The organism is Winogradskyella sp. (genome assembly GCF_028289625.1).
In the GTDB taxonomy this organism is placed as follows: domain Bacteria; phylum Bacteroidota; class Bacteroidia; order Flavobacteriales; family Flavobacteriaceae; genus Winogradskyella.
In genome coordinates, this window is sequence record NZ_JANQOM010000039.1 from 40726 (window position 1) to 61828 (window position 21103).

19 protein-coding genes are annotated in these 21103 nt (G+C 35.5%); 11 read left to right on the forward strand and 8 right to left on the reverse strand.

What is annotated here, in order from left to right; all coding sequences use genetic code 11:
* Positions 1 to 79 precede the first annotated feature (79 nt).
* On the forward strand, positions 80 to 1735 hold the full coding sequence (locus tag Q0992_RS08260; protein ID WP_299522301.1) for a SulP family inorganic anion transporter: 1656 nt from the start codon (positions 80 to 82) through the stop codon (positions 1733 to 1735).
* On the opposite strand, the gene Q0992_RS08265 is transcribed toward Q0992_RS08260, so the two are convergent.
* Both Q0992_RS08265 and Q0992_RS08270 read right to left on the reverse strand, forming a co-directional pair.
* Positions 1725 to 2195, reverse strand: a complete 471-nt coding sequence (locus Q0992_RS08265) for a GNAT family N-acetyltransferase (protein ID WP_299522304.1) — start codon at positions 2193 to 2195, stop codon at positions 1725 to 1727. The two genes, Q0992_RS08260 and Q0992_RS08265, sit on opposite strands and share 11 nt — an antisense overlap.
* Positions 2185 to 3198, reverse strand: a complete 1014-nt coding sequence (locus tag Q0992_RS08270) for a formimidoylglutamase (RefSeq protein WP_299522306.1) — start codon at positions 3196 to 3198, stop codon at positions 2185 to 2187. Before Q0992_RS08270 ends, Q0992_RS08265 begins: the two co-directional genes overlap by 11 nt.
* A gap of 110 nt (positions 3199 to 3308) precedes the next feature.
* On the opposite strand from Q0992_RS08270, the gene Q0992_RS08275 reads away from it, so the two are divergent.
* Positions 3309 to 4196, forward strand: coding sequence for a chromosome partitioning protein ParA (locus Q0992_RS08275; protein ID WP_299522309.1), 888 nt, complete (start codon positions 3309 to 3311; stop codon positions 4194 to 4196).
* 25 nt (positions 4197 to 4221) lie between these two features.
* Here the strand turns inward: Q0992_RS08275 and hutI are convergent, their stop codons facing one another.
* The 3 genes from hutI to fumC form a co-directional block, all read right to left on the reverse strand.
* Positions 4222 to 5490 (reverse strand): imidazolonepropionase, encoded by a 1269-nt coding sequence (gene hutI / locus Q0992_RS08280; protein WP_299522312.1) that lies wholly within the window; start codon positions 5488 to 5490, stop codon positions 4222 to 4224.
* Between the two features lie 95 nt (positions 5491 to 5585).
* A complete protein-coding gene (locus Q0992_RS08285) occupies positions 5586 to 6992 on the reverse strand; it encodes a T9SS type A sorting domain-containing protein (RefSeq protein ID WP_299522315.1) in 1407 nt (468 codons plus the stop codon).
* 77 nt (positions 6993 to 7069) lie between these two features.
* On the reverse strand, positions 7070 to 8467 hold the full coding sequence (gene fumC, locus Q0992_RS08290) for a class II fumarate hydratase (protein WP_299522318.1): 1398 nt from the start codon (positions 8465 to 8467) through the stop codon (positions 7070 to 7072).
* A 240-nt stretch (positions 8468 to 8707) separates the two neighbouring features.
* On the opposite strand from fumC, the gene Q0992_RS08295 reads away from it, so the two are divergent.
* From Q0992_RS08295 to Q0992_RS08335, 9 genes are all read left to right on the forward strand, one after another.
* Positions 8708 to 9685, forward strand: coding sequence for a hypothetical protein (locus tag Q0992_RS08295; RefSeq protein ID WP_299522321.1), 978 nt, complete (start codon positions 8708 to 8710; stop codon positions 9683 to 9685).
* A 160-nt stretch (positions 9686 to 9845) separates the two neighbouring features.
* Positions 9846 to 10475, forward strand: coding sequence for a hypothetical protein (locus Q0992_RS08300; RefSeq protein WP_299522324.1), 630 nt, complete (start codon positions 9846 to 9848; stop codon positions 10473 to 10475).
* Positions 10476 to 10553: 78 nt separating this feature from the next.
* Positions 10554 to 11099 (forward strand): hypothetical protein, encoded by a 546-nt coding sequence (locus tag Q0992_RS08305; protein ID WP_299522326.1) that lies wholly within the window; start codon positions 10554 to 10556, stop codon positions 11097 to 11099.
* Positions 11100 to 11251: 152 nt separating this feature from the next.
* Complete coding sequence (locus Q0992_RS08310; protein ID WP_299522328.1) at positions 11252 to 11920, forward strand: hypothetical protein; 669 nt, start codon at positions 11252 to 11254, stop codon at positions 11918 to 11920.
* A gap of 296 nt (positions 11921 to 12216) precedes the next feature.
* A complete protein-coding gene (locus tag Q0992_RS08315) occupies positions 12217 to 12921 on the forward strand; it encodes an alpha/beta fold hydrolase (RefSeq protein ID WP_299522331.1) in 705 nt (234 codons plus the stop codon).
* A 30-nt stretch (positions 12922 to 12951) separates the two neighbouring features.
* The gene (locus Q0992_RS08320) at positions 12952 to 13986 is read left to right on the forward strand and encodes a hypothetical protein (RefSeq protein WP_299522333.1); all 1035 of its coding nucleotides are present in this window, start codon (positions 12952 to 12954) and stop codon (positions 13984 to 13986) included.
* Positions 13987 to 14163: 177 nt separating this feature from the next.
* Positions 14164 to 15258, forward strand: a complete 1095-nt coding sequence (locus Q0992_RS08325; protein ID WP_299522337.1) for a carboxylate-amine ligase — start codon at positions 14164 to 14166, stop codon at positions 15256 to 15258.
* Between the two features lie 15 nt (positions 15259 to 15273).
* Entirely contained in the window at positions 15274 to 16092 is an 819-nt protein-coding gene (locus tag Q0992_RS08330; RefSeq protein ID WP_299522340.1) for a GMP synthase, read from the forward strand.
* Between the two features lie 2 nt (positions 16093 to 16094).
* Positions 16095 to 17297 carry a hypothetical protein gene (locus Q0992_RS08335; RefSeq protein ID WP_299522343.1) on the forward strand — a complete coding sequence of 401 codons (1203 nt, stop codon included), beginning with the start codon at positions 16095 to 16097 and terminating at the stop codon, positions 17295 to 17297.
* Positions 17298 to 17354: 57 nt separating this feature from the next.
* On the opposite strand, the gene Q0992_RS08340 is transcribed toward Q0992_RS08335, so the two are convergent.
* The 3 genes from Q0992_RS08340 to Q0992_RS08350 form a co-directional block, all read right to left on the reverse strand.
* On the reverse strand, positions 17355 to 18554 hold the full coding sequence (locus Q0992_RS08340; protein ID WP_299522346.1) for an ATP-grasp domain-containing protein: 1200 nt from the start codon (positions 18552 to 18554) through the stop codon (positions 17355 to 17357).
* Positions 18555 to 18683: 129 nt separating this feature from the next.
* Entirely contained in the window at positions 18684 to 20096 is a 1413-nt protein-coding gene (locus tag Q0992_RS08345; RefSeq protein ID WP_299522350.1) for a M17 family metallopeptidase, read from the reverse strand.
* Complete coding sequence (locus Q0992_RS08350; protein ID WP_299522352.1) at positions 20086 to 20877, reverse strand: alpha/beta hydrolase-fold protein; 792 nt, start codon at positions 20875 to 20877, stop codon at positions 20086 to 20088. The genes Q0992_RS08345 and Q0992_RS08350 overlap by 11 nt, the downstream gene beginning before the upstream one ends.
* Positions 20878 to 21103: the final 226 nt, after the last annotated feature.

The following is a 21103-nucleotide window of genomic DNA, read 5'->3' on the forward strand; positions in this document are numbered from 1 at the left end:
ATACAATCTGCTAAGTGTATTAAAAGTTCTATTTTACCTGAGAGGTTTTGTTTTTTATTTCACTAACTAATTCATATTTATGTTTTCAAAATTCTACGATTTTAAATATTTGAAGGGTGACTTAACAGGTGGTTTGGTTGCTGGTGTTGTAGCCTTACCATTGGCTTTGGCTTTTGGTGTACAATCAGGTCTTGGTGCTATTGCAGGTTTATACGGAGCTATAGCTGTTGGGATATTTGCGGCTATTTTTGGTGGTACGGCAACTCAAGCCAGTGGTCCTACAGGTCCGATGACTGTGGTTTCTGCCGCACTAGTTGCTGCAGCCATTGAACTTACAGGAAGTTTGGAAGCAGCCTTGCCTATTATTATTCTAACGTTTTTACTTGGTGGAATTTTTCAGATTGTTTTTGGTCTAATTAATATTGCAGGCTACGTTAAATACTTTCCGTATCCTGTGGTTTCTGGTTTTATGAGTGGTGTAGGTTTGATTATTGTTATTTTACAAATATTTCCGTTCGTTGGTCTAGATTCCGCAAAATCAACTTGGTTGGTTATTCAGGATTTACCACGTTTATTTTCGGATTTCAATTGGCAAGCACTTGCCTTGGGAGCTTTAACCGTTCTGATATATTATGTGTTTCCATATATAACTAAAGTGATTCCTAGTGCATTAGTGGCCTTAATCGTCGCTTCAATTGTTGGCTATTTTCTTAAATGGGATGTGCCGATTATTGGTGATATTCCATCAGGACTACCTTCTTTACAATTGGATGGAATTTTTTCAATAGACGCAAGTGCCTATATGCTTATAGGTGAATATGCAACGGTATTAGCGATTTTAGGCTCCATTGATTCTTTGTTAACTTCTGTCATTGCTGATAATATGACCAAAACTAAACATAATAGTAATAAGGAGTTGATCGGTCAGGGAATAGGAAACTCCATTGCTGCAATTTTTGGTGGTATTCCAGGTGCAGGTGCCACAAAAGGTACTGTTGTTAATATTAATGCTGGAGGTCGTACACGTCTTTCAGGAACTATTCATGGCTTATTTCTGTTGGCAGTTCTGTTGGGCTTAGGTAAACTTGCAGGTTATATTCCTTTATCCGTACTAGCAGGCTTGTTAATTCCCATCGGTTTTAAAATAATTGATACCAAAGGCCTAAAACATTTATTGATAGTTCCTAGAGCTGATGCTATCGTTCTTATTTTAGTACTACTAGTGACCACATTTGGCAGTTTAATACAAGCAGTTGGCATGGGCTTATTATTGGCTTGTTTATTGTTTATGAAACAAGTAGGCGACATTGGCGAAAAAGGTATGGAAGTGGGGACCTTAGCTGGTTTTGATGGTGAGAAACCTTGGCAAGATGAAGTTGAATTTTATAACAAATACAAGGACAAAGTATATATAAAGCATCTGTATGGTCCTTTGTTTTTTGGTTTTACGTCTCATTTTCAAGAGGAAATAAAGAATATACCTGAAGGTGTAAAAGCATTGATAATCCGTATGGACCGTGTACCTTATGTTGATCAATCCGGATTATATGCCTTGGAGAATGCCGTATTGGATTTAGAGCAAAGCGGAATATGTGTTTTACTCACTGCTTTACAAGAACAGCCTAAGGATAAGTTGGTGTCTATAGATATAGTTCCCGATTTAATTTCCGAAGAACATATTTTTGAAAATATTAATGATGCGTTTGATTACTTAAAAGCTGAATTCAAACTCTAAACTGCAACAACATTTTTATATCAGAACGTTTGTAGGGACTATCCTTTTCGAGTTCTAGTTCTTTAAAGCCATATTTTCTGTATAAGTAAATGGCGTTTTCTAGTTTCGTATTAGAGTAGAGCATAAGGGCTTTTAACTTTTTGGTTTTGGCAAAATCTATACAATGTCGTAATAATTGCTGACCAATCTTTTGCCCACGCTCTTTAGGGGATACTGCCATTTTGGTGAGTTCTAAGATAGCTTCTTGTTTAGTTGGCATCAGTGCTACGGTACCTACGACTTTTTCATTTTTTAGCGCAAAGAAAATAAAGCCTCCTTTATTGATAATGTAGATATCGGGTTTACTCAGTACTTCTTCATCAAATGGCTCAACATAAAAAAAGGTTTTGAGCCATTCTATATTTAAATCGTAAAAGTACTTGGCATGTGCGTTGCTATAATCAATAATTTTAATTGCCATTTGCTCTGATAAAATCAGTGATTAAATAGGTGATGAGTTTACCTACTTTATACTGTGATTTTTTTCTTGGTGCTGCTTCACAAATATGCAAATAAGCCGATTTTTTATGTTTCCCAAAATAATGTACAAATTGTCTAGCTTGCTTTGTATTGAAACCACTCGGTGTTTCAGCACTACTTGGAATATTTTCTATGGCATCACAATCGATTTCTATCCCAAAAAACTTTCCCGAAATATGATCAGTAGCCCTTTCCATTTCAGAATTAAAATCAAGTTCTTTACTAATCTCAAGAGCCTCGTAAGTGTTGTATTTAATGTTCTTAATCTTCTTTAGGGTTTTAAATAATTTTTCTGATGTATAGTTTTCGTGCAATCCAAAAATGAAATAATTCTTCAAGAAGCCTTCCGCATAAGCGTAACTAAAACCATTGCCACTATGTCTGCCTTCCTCAGGTCTAAAGTCAGTGTGGGCATCAAAATTGACAACATTCACCTTGTCATTTTTAGCAAGAGCTAAGCCTTTAATATTTCCATAGGCATTATTGTGACCTCCACCAATAATGATAGGGGTTTTACCTGCCTTAATAATTGACGATACAAGGTAAGTCACATCCTTATCTATAGCTTCTACCAGTTGTCGTGCTTTTGATATTGATTTTTTATTGGGTTCTTGGCTCAGCTTATCCCAATCACTAGTGTAATCTAAATATCCGAGAATTAAAACGCGTTTAGCCTTTGAAAAAGGATTACTCTGGATATTTAACAAAAATTTTTTTACAACAGACCAAGCTTTGTAAGTTCCTGTTTTTCCGTGGTTTGCGTAGACTCCAATATCTTCACAGATACCAAAAATTACGTACTCAACATCTAAATTGACAATGTCATCGTATATGTTAGTGAGTTTAGGTATTAACCGAACATGTTCTCCAAATTTTGATTCTCCTTTACGACGCTTTAAAAGTGTATCGCGATCTTTTGAAGTGAATAATACGAGATTCTTCATTTGGATTTTAATTAAAAGATTAAAATAAAAATATAGCTTTATTTAAACAATAATAATGTTTTAATTTAATTTAAAAACAAGAATTGACAATAACTTAAATACTAAAAATTATGGAAGGTTCACAAAAATCAAATACAGGTCTTAAAATAGGATTAGGGATGCTTTTGGTCCTTTTTTTAGCAACTGCATTTTATGCATCAAAACTGTATTCTGACAGTAAAGAGCAAGAAAAAGAGTTGATTTCAGAGAAGCAATTAGTGATGAATGATCTCAATAACATGGCAAAGCAATATGATCAAGCTATTGCCGAAAGTGAAATTAAAGATCAGGATTTAGTCGCTGCCAGAGAACGCATTCAGGGTCTAATGGATTCTTTAAAGGTTTCCCAAAACAGTGTCAATAGCTTATTTAGATATAAGAAAAAATTCTTGGCCTTACAGGAAGAAATGGATGAGTTGCTTGCGGAAAATGACCGTTTAAAGGTAGAAAACGAATATTTGGCGACGTCGTTGGATAGTACTCAAGTGCAGTTGGCCGAACGTACGGTTTTTACAGATTCCTTATTGGTGCAAAATACCGAATTGGCAAATGTTGTTGAGGATGCAGCAGCATTACAAACTGTTGGGTTAATTGGTATGGGTGTACTTGAAAGAAGTAGTGGAAAACAAGTGCCTATGGAACGTGCGCGTAGAACTGATAAGATTAAGGTCTGCTTCACCGTAGCTAAAAATACCTTAACAGAGGCTGGTGATAAAGAGTTATATATTCAAGTAATTGATCCTAAGAACAATGTTTTAGGGTCTAATAATCAAGTTCAGTTTGAAGATCAGGTGTTGAACTACAGTTTGATAAGCCGATTTAACTATGAGAATAGAAACTTGAATATCTGCGAGTATGTTTCAAAGCCAAGTGATTCTAAATTTGAAAAAGGACGCTATCAAGTAAGTGTATTTAACGATAAAGAGATGATTTCTTCATCAGAGTTTGTTCTGAAATAAGAAATTTCTATTTGATTAATAGCTATTAAATCCGGAAGTTTTCTTCCGGATTTTTTATATCCTTAAGTTGGCCATTAATCACGATTTGCTCTATAGGATTATGAGCGAACGCATAAGGGATTTCGCTATAATGGTTCAAGGGTTTTGTAATGATTACATTAGCTTTCTTTCCGCGTGTGATACTACCGTACATATTACTGATTCCCATAGCATAAGCACCATTAATTGTTGCCGCATTTATGGCTTCTTCTGGTGTCATTTTTAATTTTATGCAAGCAGTGCTAACAACAAAATTCATGTTGCCACTAGGTGCAGAACCAGGATTATAATCCGAGGCTATAGCCAATGGTAAACCTGCATCGATAAGTTGCCTTGCTGGTGTGTAAGGAATGCCCAAAAAGAAAGAGCAACCTGGTAAGGCGACAGGTATGGTATCCTTATTTTTTAAGGCTTTGATATCTTCAGCATTCAATTCTTCCAAATGGTCTACGGACAGTGCGTTATACTTTGCACCTAAAGCTACGCCACCAAGAATATTAAATTGGTTGACATGAATTTTAGGTCTGAATTTATACTTTTGGCCAGCTTTAAGAATGGCTTCCGTATCGTTGATGTCAAAATAGCCATCTTCACAGAACACATCAATATAACGAGCGATGTTTAGTTTGGCCGCTTTTGGAATAAGCTCTTCAGTAATGAGTTTGATGTAGTCCGGTTTTTTCTCGCGATAGTCTTCTGGAATGGCATGTGCTGCCAAAAGGGTGGGTGTTATTTTTGCTAAACTTTCTAGTTTAATACGTTTGATAACACGAAGCATTTTTAGTTCGGCTTCTACCGTAAGTCCGTAACCCGTTTTGATCTCAAAAGCGCCTGTACCTATTTTAATGAGTTCTTCCAGTCGATTTATAGACTGTTCGTATAAATCCTCTTCAGAAGTATCTTGCAATAGTTTAGCAGAATTCAAAATGCCTCCTCCACGATTGGCAATTTCTGCATAGCTTAAGCCATTGATACGATCTACGAACTCTGTGGTTCTATTACCAGCATACACCAAATGCGTATGGGAATCGCACCAAGAAGGCAAAACAATCTTGCCAGTGGCATCAACAATGGTTTCCGCTTCTATACCTTCACAGTATTTCATATCACCATATTCTATGATGGTATCGTGTTCTATATACAAATAAGCATTTTCAAGTACAGAGAGGGTTTTCATGGCTTCACCTTTAAGAATCAATACATTATGATCATGTACTTGTAAAAGTTGCTTAATATTTGTAATAAGTATAGACATAGAGATGGCTTTCTGTAAAGTTGTCGATTTTTTTTGAATAAAAAAAACGCTAGTAGTTAGTGCTAGCGTTAATTTATGGAACTATAAATTACATATTAGTCTTTGATAAACTTAGACATAAATTCACCATTAATGTTTAAGGAGTATATGCCATTTGCTAGCGTTGAGACATCAAGTGGTTGATTGACATCGTGAGATTTCACCATGACAACTTTACCTAGGATATCAAAAATGGCTATATTGATAACAGTAGCATCGAACACTTCAAAATTTAAAATATCCGATGTTGGGTTAGGGAAGACGGATATGGTTTGCTGCGAAAAATCATCGATATCCAAGGACTCCAGTAAGTTTTCAAAATAATTTAAATCATTTTGGTTATAAGCACAACTCACAATATCATTATCACCATCGTTATCAAAATCATTGATGGTATAAACAAATGCTTGACTTTGTGTATTGTCAATAACAGTTTCACTACCAAAACTTCCCGATCCATTATTCTTAAACCATACTAAGTCATCACCAGCACCAGAGGACCCGCTACTTAAAACGATATCGTTAAGACCATCCGCATCCAAATCTTTAAACTGAGCAACGGATGGATTAACAATTGCGGTTGTAAATGCCGTTTCCGTAAAACCTGAACCATTATCCTCATACCAGTAAAGACTTCCTGTAGGCCCACCGCCAACAGAAACCTCAGTAGCTAAAATATCGAGGTTAGTATCTCCGTCTAAATCTTCAAAAGAAGCACTAAAAATACCAGTTTTTCCTGTTGCCACTGAGTTAGTATCCTTAGTAAAGGAAACCGTTCCGCTAGGAATTAAATTGTTTCTAAAGATTTCGATGACATCATTACCGTCATAGGCAGTTGTTGCAATCAAGGCGTCTAAATCGCCATCTCCATCAATGTCGCTCAAATTAATGACACTTGGTGCATTTAAGGTATTATCAATTCTGGTGGTTTCGAGGGTAAAATTACCTGCACCATTACCAGAAAACCACATCACTTCGTCATTATCGTAGGCTGTAACTGCAATATCCAAATGGGCATCGTTGTTAATATTGCCAAGTGCTATACCTGAGGCACCGCTTATACCATTTGAAATCACATTTTGGTTTACAAAGTTGCCGTTACCGTCATTTGCGATCCATACCATACGGTTATTATTATAACCCGTAGCCAAAATATCCAAGAAGGTATCGCCATTAAGGTCAACGAGCTTTAATGCTCCTATGCCATCCAGAACATTAGATACCAAGGGTTGTATAGTAAATGTACCATCACCATTATTTTTATACCATTCAATGGTATTCCCGATATAAGTCCCGATTACGATATCTGGAAGCGCATCAGCATCAACTAGGCCACTAGCTATCGCGTATGGCGCATCACCTGTATTACTATTTATAGTTGACTTGGCAGCCCAAACCGTTTGTGCTTGGGTTGTCATTAATACGGATAGTGTTAATAAGAGGGCTAGTAAAGAATGTTTCATGAGCATTGCATTAATTTTTACACCAATGTAAGCATATATTCAGTGCGGATTTTGAAACTTCTATAATGTAATTAACATTATTTTAAACTCCCTACCATATCCTCGGGTTTAACCCATTCGTCATATTCCTCAGCGGTAACATAGCCTAAATTAATGGCTTCCTCTTTTAAGGTCGTACCATTTTTATGGGCGGTGTTTGCAATCTCAGCCGCTTTATAATAACCGATTTTTGTGTTTAAAGCGGTGACTAACATTAATGAGTTATTGAGCAATTGTTTTATGACGGAATGGTTAGGCTCAATACCAATAGCACAGTTTTCCTCAAAGCTGACACAAGCATCACCAAGCAGTTGTGCCGATTGCAGAATATTGGCAGCCATTACTGGTTTAAAGACATTAAGCTCATAATGGCCTTGCGTACCACCAACACTAATCGCAACATCGTTACCCATCACTTGGGCACAAACCATGGTTAAGGCCTCGCATTGTGTAGGATTCACTTTTCCTGGCATTATGGAACTACCAGGTTCGTTGGCAGGAATAATAATCTCACCAATACCAGAACGTGGACCAGAGGCCATCATTCTAATATCATTGGCTATTTTATTTAAGGAAACGGCCAATTGCTTTAAAGCTCCATGCGTTTCTACAATTGCATCATGCGCAGCCAAGGCTTCAAATTTGTTTTCTGCAGTGACAAATGGTAAGCCTGTAAATTCAGCGATGTATTTGGCAACTAATACATCATAACCTGCAGGTGTGTTGAGTCCGGTGCCTACAGCGGTACCACCTAAAGCGAGTTCACTTAAATGCGCTAAGGTATTTTCCAAGGCTTTTAGACCATGATCCAATTGCGAAACATAACCTGAAAATTCTTGGCCTAAAGTCAATGGTGTGGCATCCATAAGATGTGTACGCCCGATTTTTACGCAATCCTTGAATTCCAAAGCTTTCTTATGAAGCGTGTTTCGTAATTGGATTACGCCTGGAATGGTGGTTTCTACCACTTTTTTATAGGCGGCAATATGCATCCCAGTAGGGAAGGTATCGTTAGACGATTGCGATTTATTAACGTCATCGTTTGGCTGAATGGTTTTATCCCCTTCACCTATCACTTTACCTGCAATTTGATGGGCTCTATTGGCAATGACTTCATTCACGTTCATATTGCTTTGTGTCCCGGAACCCGTTTGCCAAATCACTAAAGGAAACTGATCATCATGCTGACCATCCAAAATCTCATCACAGACTTGGGCAATGAGATTGCGTTTGTCTTTATCTAAAACGCCTAATTCGCAGTTGGCATAGGCTGCTGCTTTTTTAAGATAGGCAAAACCATACACCACTTCTAATGGCATTGAGGCTGGTGTTCCAATTTTAAAATTATTACGCGAACGCTCGGTTTGTGCTCCCCACAATTTATCGGCAGGTACCTTAACCTCGCCCATGGTATCTTTTTCTATTCTGTATGACATGATGTGTAAGTTTTTTAGGAATTACAAAATTACAGATTTAGACTGTTTAAAAGCTGAAGAATGTCATATATTTTAAGTGCTTATAAATATGAAAAATACGTAGTTCTACGTATTGACTTTTGTGTTTTAACTAATTAATTTTAACGGAAATAAGTTATAGCGCTGTATACTTATGAGATTTAAAAAAAAGGGACTTAAATACAGATATGTTTACTAGTTAGCAACAAGCAAAAGAAAACTATGGAAGAAAACAACATCTTACCAAATAATCCAGAGCATAGCGGACAGGTATCATTACCTTTCAATGAAAACCAGTTTAAGGATTTCATTGTAAGTTTATTAGGTAAACCTCAAACTATTACAAAACATTTAAGAGGTAAGTTTGAAATAGACAAAAATAATCTTACAAGTATCTTTGAAATAATTAACCAACGGATTTACCAACAGAATGATGCTAAACTCATACAATTTAGAGCATCAATTTATTATAATGACAATACAACTGTAACTTTAAATGGTTATGACCATTTGGTAAATTATAATGAGAAACTACCTTTAATTTCTCAAGCAGTTCATTTAACTTGGCAATATTTGGTGAAATTTAAAGATAAGGGCTCTTTTGAAAAACAAGAGATTGCTCTTTCATTTATTACTGAAACAGACGGATCTGTTCCTTTTGTGGATGAAACATTTGCTCGACCATATTATGACAGTGGAGTGAGTTTTAGAATTTCTCATACTGGCAGAACTTGGGGTGCTGATATAGAAGCCATTTTGACTAAACACCTTGAGACTTTAGTTCAAAAAGAATCAAAATTCGTACGCTTTTTTAAATATAATAGCGATAGTGCAAATCACGTTTTATCTGCAATATTAGTTGGAATCACTTTGTTCTTTGCCATTTTTAGAACTGAAAGATTGAGACTTATTAATGCCAATAATGAAGATTCTCTATTTTGGATTCATCATTATGGGAGTTATATTTTTTTATTTTTTGGAATATACTTTTTGTATAGGATAACTATGATTCTACTCGAAGAATTTCAGTATTATGGCGCACCAAGTTTCGTTCTGTTAACACCCGAAAGTGAAAAGTATAAAACTAAAAGACTATCGAGTTATAGAAAAGAGGTGTTTAAATATATTGGGACTTTAGTTATTAGTATAATAATAGGCTTGGTTACAAATATACTTTACAATCACTTTTTGAATAAATAAAAGCCAGTTGCTAACAATGGCTATAATTCATTGCTATGAATAAACTAAAAACAAAATAACTAAATTTATTTCGGCTGATTTCTACGGTTGAAAATCTATCGATTTTCTTACCACAACGAAATCATAGCCGAGACCGTTGTGCTGAATTAGAATCATAAATATGGAACAAGAATTACTTAAATCACTTGGTCAAATTGCTGGATTAGCAGGAATTGTGTCTGGAATAGCTTTAATACTCTTTAGACAGATAATTCAAAAACAATTCTTCTCAAGTCTTACGAAAAAGCACTCGTATAGAATAATTTTAACTATAACGATAGCTGTATGGACAATTGCTCTTGCAGGAATTGGAGCTTGGGCCTATGTTGAAATCAATGGCAAAAAACCTATTGAAACTACCTCTGAAGTATCATTAGATTCATTTAAACTACCAATAAATACGGGATGGGTGTTTGTCGGATATTTTGATATTGACAAAGAATTTTGGACTGAGGGTCCCTATATATCGATAATAGAGACTAATTCAAGGGGACAGCGTAACTACGTTGAAAAGGGAGACATAGTTCAAATGAAGGTTTCAAGTGATTTAATTGTGAATAATTACAAAAATAGTGGAATGAGTCAAGCTTTTGTTTCACCAGTTCAAGATGAACATCTGAATCCAGCAGATTATACCGATTTTAAAGTTCCAACAAATTCGAAATGGTTAGTCAGAGATGTTCAAGAAGGCTCATGGATTGGAAGTCCACAGGCTGGTATGTGGATTAGAATTGTAGATATTCCAGAGTAAAACTCAGCACAACAAAACCTAAACTGCATTAAAACGTAGTTTAGCCAAAACCGTTAGGTGCAATTTGGAAATTCAATTATGAAAAAGAATCTTTTGATAATTACAATTTTACTAATTGGAATTATAGCAGTCTATTTTCTTGAATTGAACGACCGACTTTATAATAATGGAGATGGATTTTCTTATATGACTTTTATAGATAACGAATATCGTCTTGGAGATGAGAAAAAAGACAAAGATTATCCTAAAGAACTTTACAAACGGAATTTTCTAAATGAGGACTATAAATTTCCAAGAATTAAAGTGGATGATATCAAAATATATAGGAATGTACCTTTTGTTAGTAGACTAACTGGTAAAAGTTTGTCAGAAAATCAAAGACTCGAAGTACAAAAGTTCTTTAATTCACCAGAAAATTTTGATTGGGCTGAAACTACTTGGACTTTAAGAGAATCTGACTATATTTTGCGCTTTTTTAACCAAGAACAAGTTGAAATTGGAAAGGTATGGCTTTGTTTAAATAATTGCGGAATGACATTCTCAAATCCTTTTTCACTGAATATGAAATTTGGAAGTTTGAGTAATGCTGGAATTAAAAAAATAGAATCAATACTTAAATTATAAAAACTAACCACAATAACGGCTATAGTTCATAGCGGCTTAAATTCCAACTCTGAATTCCTTGCAATTTGCTATCTTTAATCCACGGTGGAATATCACTTCGTGTCATCAGGCAACGAAGCCATACACAAAACCGTTGTAATACTTTATAAAAAATGCTATTCTACAGTAAAAATTCAAAAGCCATTTCATTAGACGAAATTAGAATTGAGTTAATTCAATTAATATCTAATCAGTTAAGCCAAACTAGGAATCAAAACGAATTACTTCTATGGATCAATGAAACCAACTCTTATGTTTCCTGTCATTGGTATGATTCGGAAAAAGGAATTACCGATGATTCTGATAATTATTCTGTAGTTGAATTTGACGAACTACAAGATTTGGAACTAGAAGACATAGATGGCTTTTATGAAAAAATACTAAATGCCTTAAAAACATTCTCAAGCGATACTTTCAAAAATCAAAATATTGATAATGCCAGTATTTATGAAAGTGATGAAATAGACGAGCCAACAAAAATTATTGAAATAGAAAAAGGGAGTTTAAAAATAATTGAATCTACAAAAGAAGATTGGAAAAATAATCTCATTAAAGAGATTGAAAATAATGAAATTTTAACCGAAGAATTCAAAAAAAAGAAATTAATTCTTTGGTTAATTAGAACAATAATTGCTGTTATTCTATATATTATATTTTGGAAGTATGAGTGGGTGAGGTGGTCATTATTAATCTATATTCCACTAAATTTATTTTCGTTGTTATCTATTTTCTTTTGGAGAAATTTAATTGGTAAAAAATTGAGCAAAATAAAAAATAAATAACGTAGTACAAGAATGGCTATAAGTAACTACTTTTATTAGTCTAACTTTTACTTAATCTACAGTCTTCCCATCCAAATCGTCAGCTTACAACTCGCTATATTTTAACATCGTCGCTTCGCGCTGATTTTCAATTTTTTAGTTGAAAAACAAGACCATCTGTATTCCGAAAACGATATAGTTAATAATTTTTTTATTATTGACGTTTAATTAACGTTGGTTTTCTCTTGATATTGAAGGAAATACCATAATTTTGCACCCTCAAAAAAATAGTATAAAACAACTATAAAACGTATCAATTGAAAGAAGAATATTTTAAGTGGTATTCGCCAACACTCAGTAAGGATATAGAAATGCTTGTTTTTGGTCATCAAGGGTATCCTGTAATCTTGTTTCCTACAACTGGGGGTCAGTATTACGAGTGTAAAGATAGAGGTTTAATAGAATCTGCAAGGTGGTTTTTGGAGCAAGGTTTGGTTCAGATTTATTGTCCGGATAGTATAAACGATATGAGCTGGTACAATAGAGGTCTGCACCCTGCTGACAAAGTAAAAAATCATATATGGTATGATACGTTCATCTTAAATGAACTGGTCAATAAAATTTGCCAAGAGAAGCAGATGCACAAAGTTGCTGTTGCAGGCCCAAGTTTTGGTGGCTATCAAGCCGCAAATTTTGCGTTTAGACATCCAGATCGCGTGAGCCATATGTTTAGTATGAGTGGTGCATTTGACATAAAGTCGTTTTTGGATGGCTATTACGATGATAATGTGTATTTTAACAATCCAGTGGACTATTTGCCAAATGCTAACCATCCAGATTTATGGCACATGAAAATTGTTCTTGGAGTCGGTGAGTGGGATATTTGTTTAGATGCCAATAAGCATATGGCTAAGATACTCTCAGATAAAAATATACCATTTTGGCATGATGAGCGTAAATGGGCAGAACACGATTGGCCGATATGGTGCCAAATGTTTCCACATTATTTATCAAAAATTTAGTAATCAATTTTAAAAACTAATCATAGAACTATGAAAAAAATAGGAATACTATTTGGTCAAGAAGATACCTTTCCATGGGCATTTATTGATAGGGTTAATGAAAAGATAAAGGAGCAAGGCATCAAAAACATGATGGCCGAAGCTGTATTGATTGACACCGTAGAGCAGGCAAAGTCAGACGAATACGCAGTAATTATAGATAGAATTTCTCAAGACGTACCGTTTTACAGAGCGTATTTAAAGAATGCAGCAATCACGGGAACTGCTGTGATTAACAATCCTTTTTGGTGGAGTGCGGATGAGAAGTTCTTTAACAATGCATTAGCTGAAAAAATAGGTGTTCCTGTACCAAAAACATTTATTCTTCCAACCTCGCACCGACCACAAAATACAGATGAAAATTCATTCAGAAACATGAAGTTTCCTTTCGACTGGGAAAAAATGTTTGATACTATCGGTTTCCCTGCATATATGAAGCCTCATGATGGTGGAGGCTGGAAAAGTGTTTATAAGGTTGAAAATCCTGAAGATTTATGGGCTAAACATGGCGAAACCGAGCATTTGGTAATGATGCTACAGGAAGAAATTCAATTTACCGAATACTTTAGATGTTATGTTCTAGGAACAGATAATGTCCATATTATGCAATACGAACCTAGGAATCCACATCATTTGCGATATGTCATCGATGGTCCTCCTGTGGATAAAAAGCTATTGAATTTAGTGGAAAAGTACTGTATAAAGCTCAATAAAGCCTTGGGTTATGATTTTAATACCGTAGAGTTTGCTGTAAGGGACGGAGTGCCTTATGCCATTGATTTTTGTAACCCAGCGCCAGATGCAGATATACATTCCGTAGGTCAGGACAACTTTGATTGGATTGTTGAAAATGCTGCGAATATGGCTATTGAAAAGGCGAAACAATACAAAAAGGGAAAAATGAATCTCACTTGGGGAACATTTGTAACGAATCAAATATCAGCTCCAAAAACAGCAGCCAAAAAGACTCCTGCTAAGAAGCAAACGACGAAGACAACTAAGCGGGCATCTGCCAAGAAAAAATAAGAGAACTGTAGTCATGTATTTAAAAGATCATGTTTGGAAAGTCAAAAATTACTTAAATCTGTCACATTGAGCGCATTCGAAATGCATTAAAAGTGCGTGCTAAAGATTTCTCGAAGAGGCTCGAAATGACATCAATATGAGCTTTTCAAAAAGCACCTTAATTAATCAACTAAACATATGAAGTTTACATTAGGTATCGAAGAAGAATACCAGGTCATTGATCCTGAAACAAGAGAGTTGGTTTCCCATGACCAGAAAATTGTTGTTGAAGCTGAGAAGGTTTTGGGCGAACAGGTTAAAGCAGAAATGCACCAAGCTGTTGTTGAAGTAGGTACCAATATATGTCAGGATATTACCGATGCGCGTCAACAGATTAAACATCTTCGTCAATCCATATCCAATATTGCTAATGATTTAGGGTTCAATATTGCAGCAGCAGGGACACATCCATTTTCAAAATGGGAAACACAACTATTGACGCCGAATCCTAGATATGATGAAATCATTAATGAACTACAAGACACCGCTCGTTCTAATTTAATTTTTGGCCTGCATGTGCATGTAGGTATTGCGGATAGGGATTTAGCACTTCATATTTCCAATGCCATGCGTTATTTTTTACCGCATATTTACGCACTATCATCCAACTCACCATTTTGGGAAGGTAGAAATACAGGCTTTAAATCATTTAGGTCTAAAGTATTTGACAAATTTCCGAGAACAGGAATTCCTGGGATTTTTGACAACTATGCACAGTACCAAAATTATGTGGATACGCTTGTAAAAACGAGATGCATAGACAATCCGAAAAAAATATGGTGGGATATTCGAATACACCCAACGTACCCAACGATTGAAGTACGTATTTGTGATGTGCCAATGACCTATGAAGAAACCCTAAGTATAGCAGCTTTGATTCAGGCTTTGGTTGTAAAGTTGTACAAGTTGAAGTGTCAAAATTTAAACTTTATCATTTACCACCGAGCGCTTATCAATGAAAATAAATGGAGAGCCAGTCGTTATGGTTTGGGAGGTAAAATGATAGATTTCGGAAAACAGACCGAAGTTGCTACTACTGTTTTAATGGAAGAACTTTTGGACTTTATTGATGATGTAGTTGATGAATTGGGCTCGAGAAATGAAGTAGAAAACGTTCGCCAAATGCTTAAAAAAGGCACTGGAGCTGATCGTCAGCTAGAAGTTTATGAAGAAACAAAAGACCTCACTAAAGTTGTTGACTATATTAAAGAACAAACAATTTTAGGCCTATAATTACCTACAATAAAAATGACAGAAAAAATAAAACTGGCTATCTTGGATATGAACGATGCAGAACCCAATCAAGGGTTGCGCTGCATTGAGGAAATTGTCCAAAAATTTCAAAGCGAGATAGAATACAAGATATATGATGTTAGGGCAAAAAATGAAATTCCGAATAGTTCCTATGATATTTATATATCCAGCGGTGGTCCAGGAAGTCCCTTAGAGGATGAGGCATGGCGACAACCTTATCTAAATTTGATGCAAGAGCTTTGGGATTTTAATAAATCATCAACCCATCAAAAAAAGTATGTGTTCTTTATCTGTTATTCATTTCAGGTGATTTGCGATTATTTCCAACTGGGAGACGTAAAGCCTCGACGTAGTACTTCGTTTGGCATCTTACGCGTACATAAAACCAAAAAAGGACACAACGATCTAATCTTAAAAGAACTTAATGACCCATTTTATGCCGTTGATTCGAGGGATTGGCAATTGGTACAGCCCAAGCTTACGGTTTTTAAGAAGCATGGAGCCGAAATTTTGAGTTTAGAAAAAATCAGAACTCATGTTGAACTGGAGCGTGCCATTATGGCCGTACGTTTTTCGGATGAATTTGTGGGGACTCAGTTTCATCCAGAAGCTGAACCTGTTAGTATGGAGGCATTTTTTAAGCTAGAGGAGAATAAAAAAATAGTTGTAGAAAGCTTTGGAGAGGAAAAGTATGACCAAATGATGGATAGGGTAGATGACCCTGACAAGTTATTTATGACTTACAATACCATTATTCCGAGGTTTATTCAAAATGCAATTACTCAAATAAAGCAACCTTTAATGTCAGACTAACAATGATAAAGAATGTAAGAGCTGCATATAACCAGAACTTTTCTGAGGATAAGTACCAAGCCTTATTAAAGGATATCAATGACGCATTTAGTTATGATGTAAGGTTTAAGATTGCCGAAACTCCGATTTTTATTCCCAAAACCCTAAAGGAAAAGCTGATTGAAGCCTGTGAAGATATTATGAAGGTTATTAATCAGCCCAACTTTAAGGATTTAACGCGAGGCGCTTTTTTTGATGAAAATTCTATTGTTCCTAATGAAGATGAACGGCCAAAGTTTATACAATTGGATTTTGGAATCTGTAAGGATGAGCACGACGAACTAGTGCCTAAGTTAATTGAATTGCAAGGATTCCCATCACTATATTTTTTTCAAGAACTTTTAGGTAGAATGCATAAAAAGCACTTTGGCGATAACATTCCAAAGGCTTATTCACAACATCCCAATGGAATGACGACGGAAGAATATATTGCGCTTTTGCGAACTGAAATCGTCGGTGACACCGATCCGAAACAAGTTGTTTTATTGGAAGTGGAGCCACATGAACAACCCACAGCTATTGATTTTTATGCTACTGAAGCCATACTGGGCATTAAGACAATTGATTTTACGGATTTAATTAAAAAGGGTAAGCAACTGTTCTATAAAGATGAAAATGGTGAAGTGGTACGCATCTTAAAGATATATAATCGTATTATTTTTGATGAACTACACCATCGAAAGGACATCAAAGGAGAATTTAAGTTTCAGGATGAAGTTGATGTGGAATGGATTGGGCATCCTAATTGGTTTTTTAGGATTAGTAAGTACACCATGCCTTTATTGAACGGTAAATACATACCAAAATCGTATCACTTAGACAAGTTAGAGGATATACCCGAAGATCTTGAAAATTATGTGTTAAAGCCATTATTTTCTTTTGCGGGCTCAGGTGTGCATATTAATGTAACCCGAAATACCATTGAAAGTATTGCTAATAAATCCAATTATTTACTACAGGAAAAGGTTGCTTATACGCCAATTATAGAAACCATGGATGTGCCTGCAAAATGTGAAATCCGTATGATGATGGTTCATAATAGTAAAACAGACAGCATAGAAATTGTTAGCAATTTGGTGCGCTTAAGTAAAGGGGAAATGGTAGGAGTTAAATATAATAAGGACAAAACTTGGGTTGGTGGTAGTACTGGTTTTTTTGAGAATTAATAGGTAAGTCTTTTCCAGGATTTGAATGTCAACCAATAGCTATACATTACATTTTGATTACTCGGACTTATCTGGCGCAGGTAAACTTGCATGAAAATCCGTTGCAATACGTTGCGCATAACCATCCAATAATTCCATAATACGTTCGCTAGAATCTGAAACTACGATGAGTCCAATATGCCAAGCTTTGTTCATTCGCCAAACAATTTCTTCATCTGTAAAACTTGAGGTGTCAGGATATTCATAACGGCTCAACGATACAACAATACCAGCATATCGATTATTGATTTTTGGGAGCTTGTAAGCTTTGTTTTTAAGATTCGCTGTTTCAATTCTTGCCCATTCCTCCCACAGATTAACTCCAGAAGCGTAATGTACCATTTCGGCTAAATTGGCACCACCAACACGAGAAGATGTTTCTAAAAAAAACAATTCACCTGTGGCTTTAGATTGTATAAATTCCGTATGTGAGGCTCCGAATTGCATTCCAAAAGCTTTCATCACCTCTGCATTCATTTTTTGCAACTCCTTTTCTATTTTTGAACCTATTTCGCAAGTTGCCGATCTAAAAATACCACCACCATGGGCTACTTCAAAAGGGGTGTCCAGATATTTACTTACCCTCGAAAAGGCGACTTTACCATTAACATTTAGGCCATCCACGTGATAAACATCTCCAGGCGCAAACTTTTCTACTAAGTAGTTATCACGCTCGTCTCCCAACTCATGAACAACTTGCCATAATTCATCCTTACTGTGAATTTTTTTAATGCCTGTGGCCGAGGCTTCCATTCGAGGTTTAATTAACCAAGGTGGATTTACACGATTGGCATAGGTGTTAATATGCTCATCATAAAACAAATCGGTAAACTCAGGAACGTTAACACCTTCTTCCTTTGCTTTAACACGCATGGCTAACTTGTCTCTAAAGTAATGGGCCGTGGTACGACCCATTCCGGGCATTCTGAAATGTTCGCGAAGTAAAGCTACTTTTTCAACATCAAAATCATCAAGAGCTACAAAGCGATCGAACTTTATTGACCTAAATTTATAAGCAATACCTTTGGTTACATTTTCCTGATTCCATTCCTCTATATAATAAACATCATCAATAACCTCCCAAGGCCAAGCTTCGTATTCATGTTTTTTCTTTGTGAGTAAAAAGACATTGTTACCTTCGGCTTTACAGCTCTTTAGAAAATCCTCTCCTTTAAAATATGTAGAGATACAGAGAAAGTTTAGCGGTTGATTAGACATGGTCGGTAGTTTGAATTGTATTGAAATGTCACATTGAGCGCAGTCGAAATGTTTTTGAGTATCAGAACTTAAGATTTTCGATTGTGCTTATACAGACAAATTGCAATCTCAATTTACAAAAACTACGAGTTATTTAGAAGCCTTTTCTTTAATAAATTCAGTAATCAACTGAATACCATATCCTGAAGCACTTTTCATTTTGGCATAGGGCGAAGCCCCAAAAGCAACTCCTGCAATATCGAGATGTAGCCAATTTTGATGTGCTTCGGTAAATACTTCCAAAAATTTTGCTGCATTAATAGCACCAGCAATGGGCTTGCCACTAAAATTACGAACATCGGCAATATCGCTATGTAAATCACTTTCGTAATCTTCAAACATAGGTAAGCGCCAAACACGTTCGTGGACTTTATAGCCTATATCCGACATGGTTTTTGCCATCTCGTCATTGTTAGTAAACATACCAGCCGCAGAATAGCCAAAGGTTCTCACAACACTCCCTGTTAAGGTTGCTAAATCAATAAGGTAATCAGGTTTTATGTTTCTAACCGCATAACTAATCCCATCAGCTAGGCATAGGCGACCTTCAGCATCAGTATCAATAATTTCAATGGTTTTTCCAGAGTAGGAGTTAATGACGTCACCTGGCCTGTAACTTTCAGCATCTACTGCATTCTCTGCTGAACAAACAATTCCGGTAACATTGATTTTTAGTTTTAATTTAGCAATCAATTCTACAACACCTAAAACTACTGCAGCACCTCCCATATCACTTTTCATGTAATGTAAGTTGGTCGATGGCTTTATGGAAAGTCCACCAGAATCAAAAGTGATTCCTTTTCCGACAAGCACAATATCCGTCTTTTTAGCAGCTTTTCCTTTATATTCATTGATAATGACAACGGGTTTGTTGACACTTCCTTTTCCCACAGATAGTACAGCATCAAAACCTTGTTTCTTAAGTTCCTTTTCTTTAAGTATTGTACATTTATAATCTGCAATAACAGAAGATTTATTAGCCCATTCACCTAAGAATTCAGGTGTTTTTACATTAGGTGGTGCATCAACTAAAGCTTTTATTCGGTTAATGGTTTCTCCAGTATACTTTCCTTCATCTAAAATCTTTCTTATAGATTTTGAAGCATGGAATGTTACTGTGACGTTATTGGTTTTTTCTTTTTTAGACTTGAATTCACCGATTACATATTGTGCCATTTCTAAGCCAATCACTGCTTTTCTGATGTCATCATCATTTAGATGTTCAGCATAAACTTGAATGGATTTTCCCCAATACTGTTTGGTGTCGTAACATAGCTTTCTAAACGTATCTTCAATTTGCGATGCATGTTTATCTTCACCCAAGCCTAATAGGTAGATTCTATTACCATGAGTTCCATAAAGTAGTTGGTATGTCCCAAAACTACCATCAAAATCGGGTTGTGATACAGGTAGTAAATCTTTTACAGCATCGAGATTATTCTTTCTACAGGGTAGAATAACATCTTTTGTGGTATCTATTTTTTTTGAATGCTTATAAGTCATGTTTATCGTATGGATTAAAAAAGAGCCATTTTACGGCTTTTGGAAACTCTTCGCGCCAATGGATTTCCGCATGGCTACCTTCTTCATTTATTGAAAAATAAAAATCAATATGATAGCCTTTTATCATCTTTTCCTTGATAATGCTTCCCAATTTTTTTGCATTTGGTAAATGTTCAATACTTTCTTTTCCACCTGCATAAAGATAAATCTTTGATTCCTCTAATGGCTTAAAGGATTTGGTATTTTTGAAAATCATGTTGGAAATCCAAAGACTAGGTGAGAAAATCATCATTTTCCCGAATACACCAGGATTTTGAAGACCTGCATGTAGACTAATTAATCCTCCCATGGAACTACCACCAATTCCTGTATTTTCAAAGTCGGTCAAAGTTCTATAATGACTATTGACGTATGGAATCAGTTTTTCAATCATAAACTGAATGTAAAAGTTGCCTTTGCCTTCACCAAAACGAGGGTGGTAGTAAGGCAAGTACTCACTTATGCGTTCCTTTTCACCATGATCCACGGCAATGATTATTAAATCTCCGAAGCCTTCCTCAGCTAACTTTTTCATCGATTTATCTATTGCCCAATCTCCATATGGTGCTAAGGGGTTAAATAGGTTTTGACCATCTTGCAAATACAGAACAGGATAGCGCTTTTCTGTTTCATAATAGTTATGTGGTAATAATGCCGAGATCTTTCTTGTAGCATTAAGATGTGGAATTTCGTAGGCTTCTTCTAGAACTTCAATAATAGGTTCAAACTCCGTCACTGTCATTTATTTATTCTTTAAGGGAAAGCGAAAATACAGATTTATGGTTTTAAAAACCACAAAATAAAATACAGATATTAACAAAGGCTTAAAGATTTGATAAACTTGGTTTGCTGAAACTTCAATTATTTATTTATCAGCAATTTCCATCAAGTTTATTTAAGGAACTATCAGTAAATAGAATAATCGTCTTTAAATGAGTCGTATACTAAAAATCATCCTAGGGACTAGT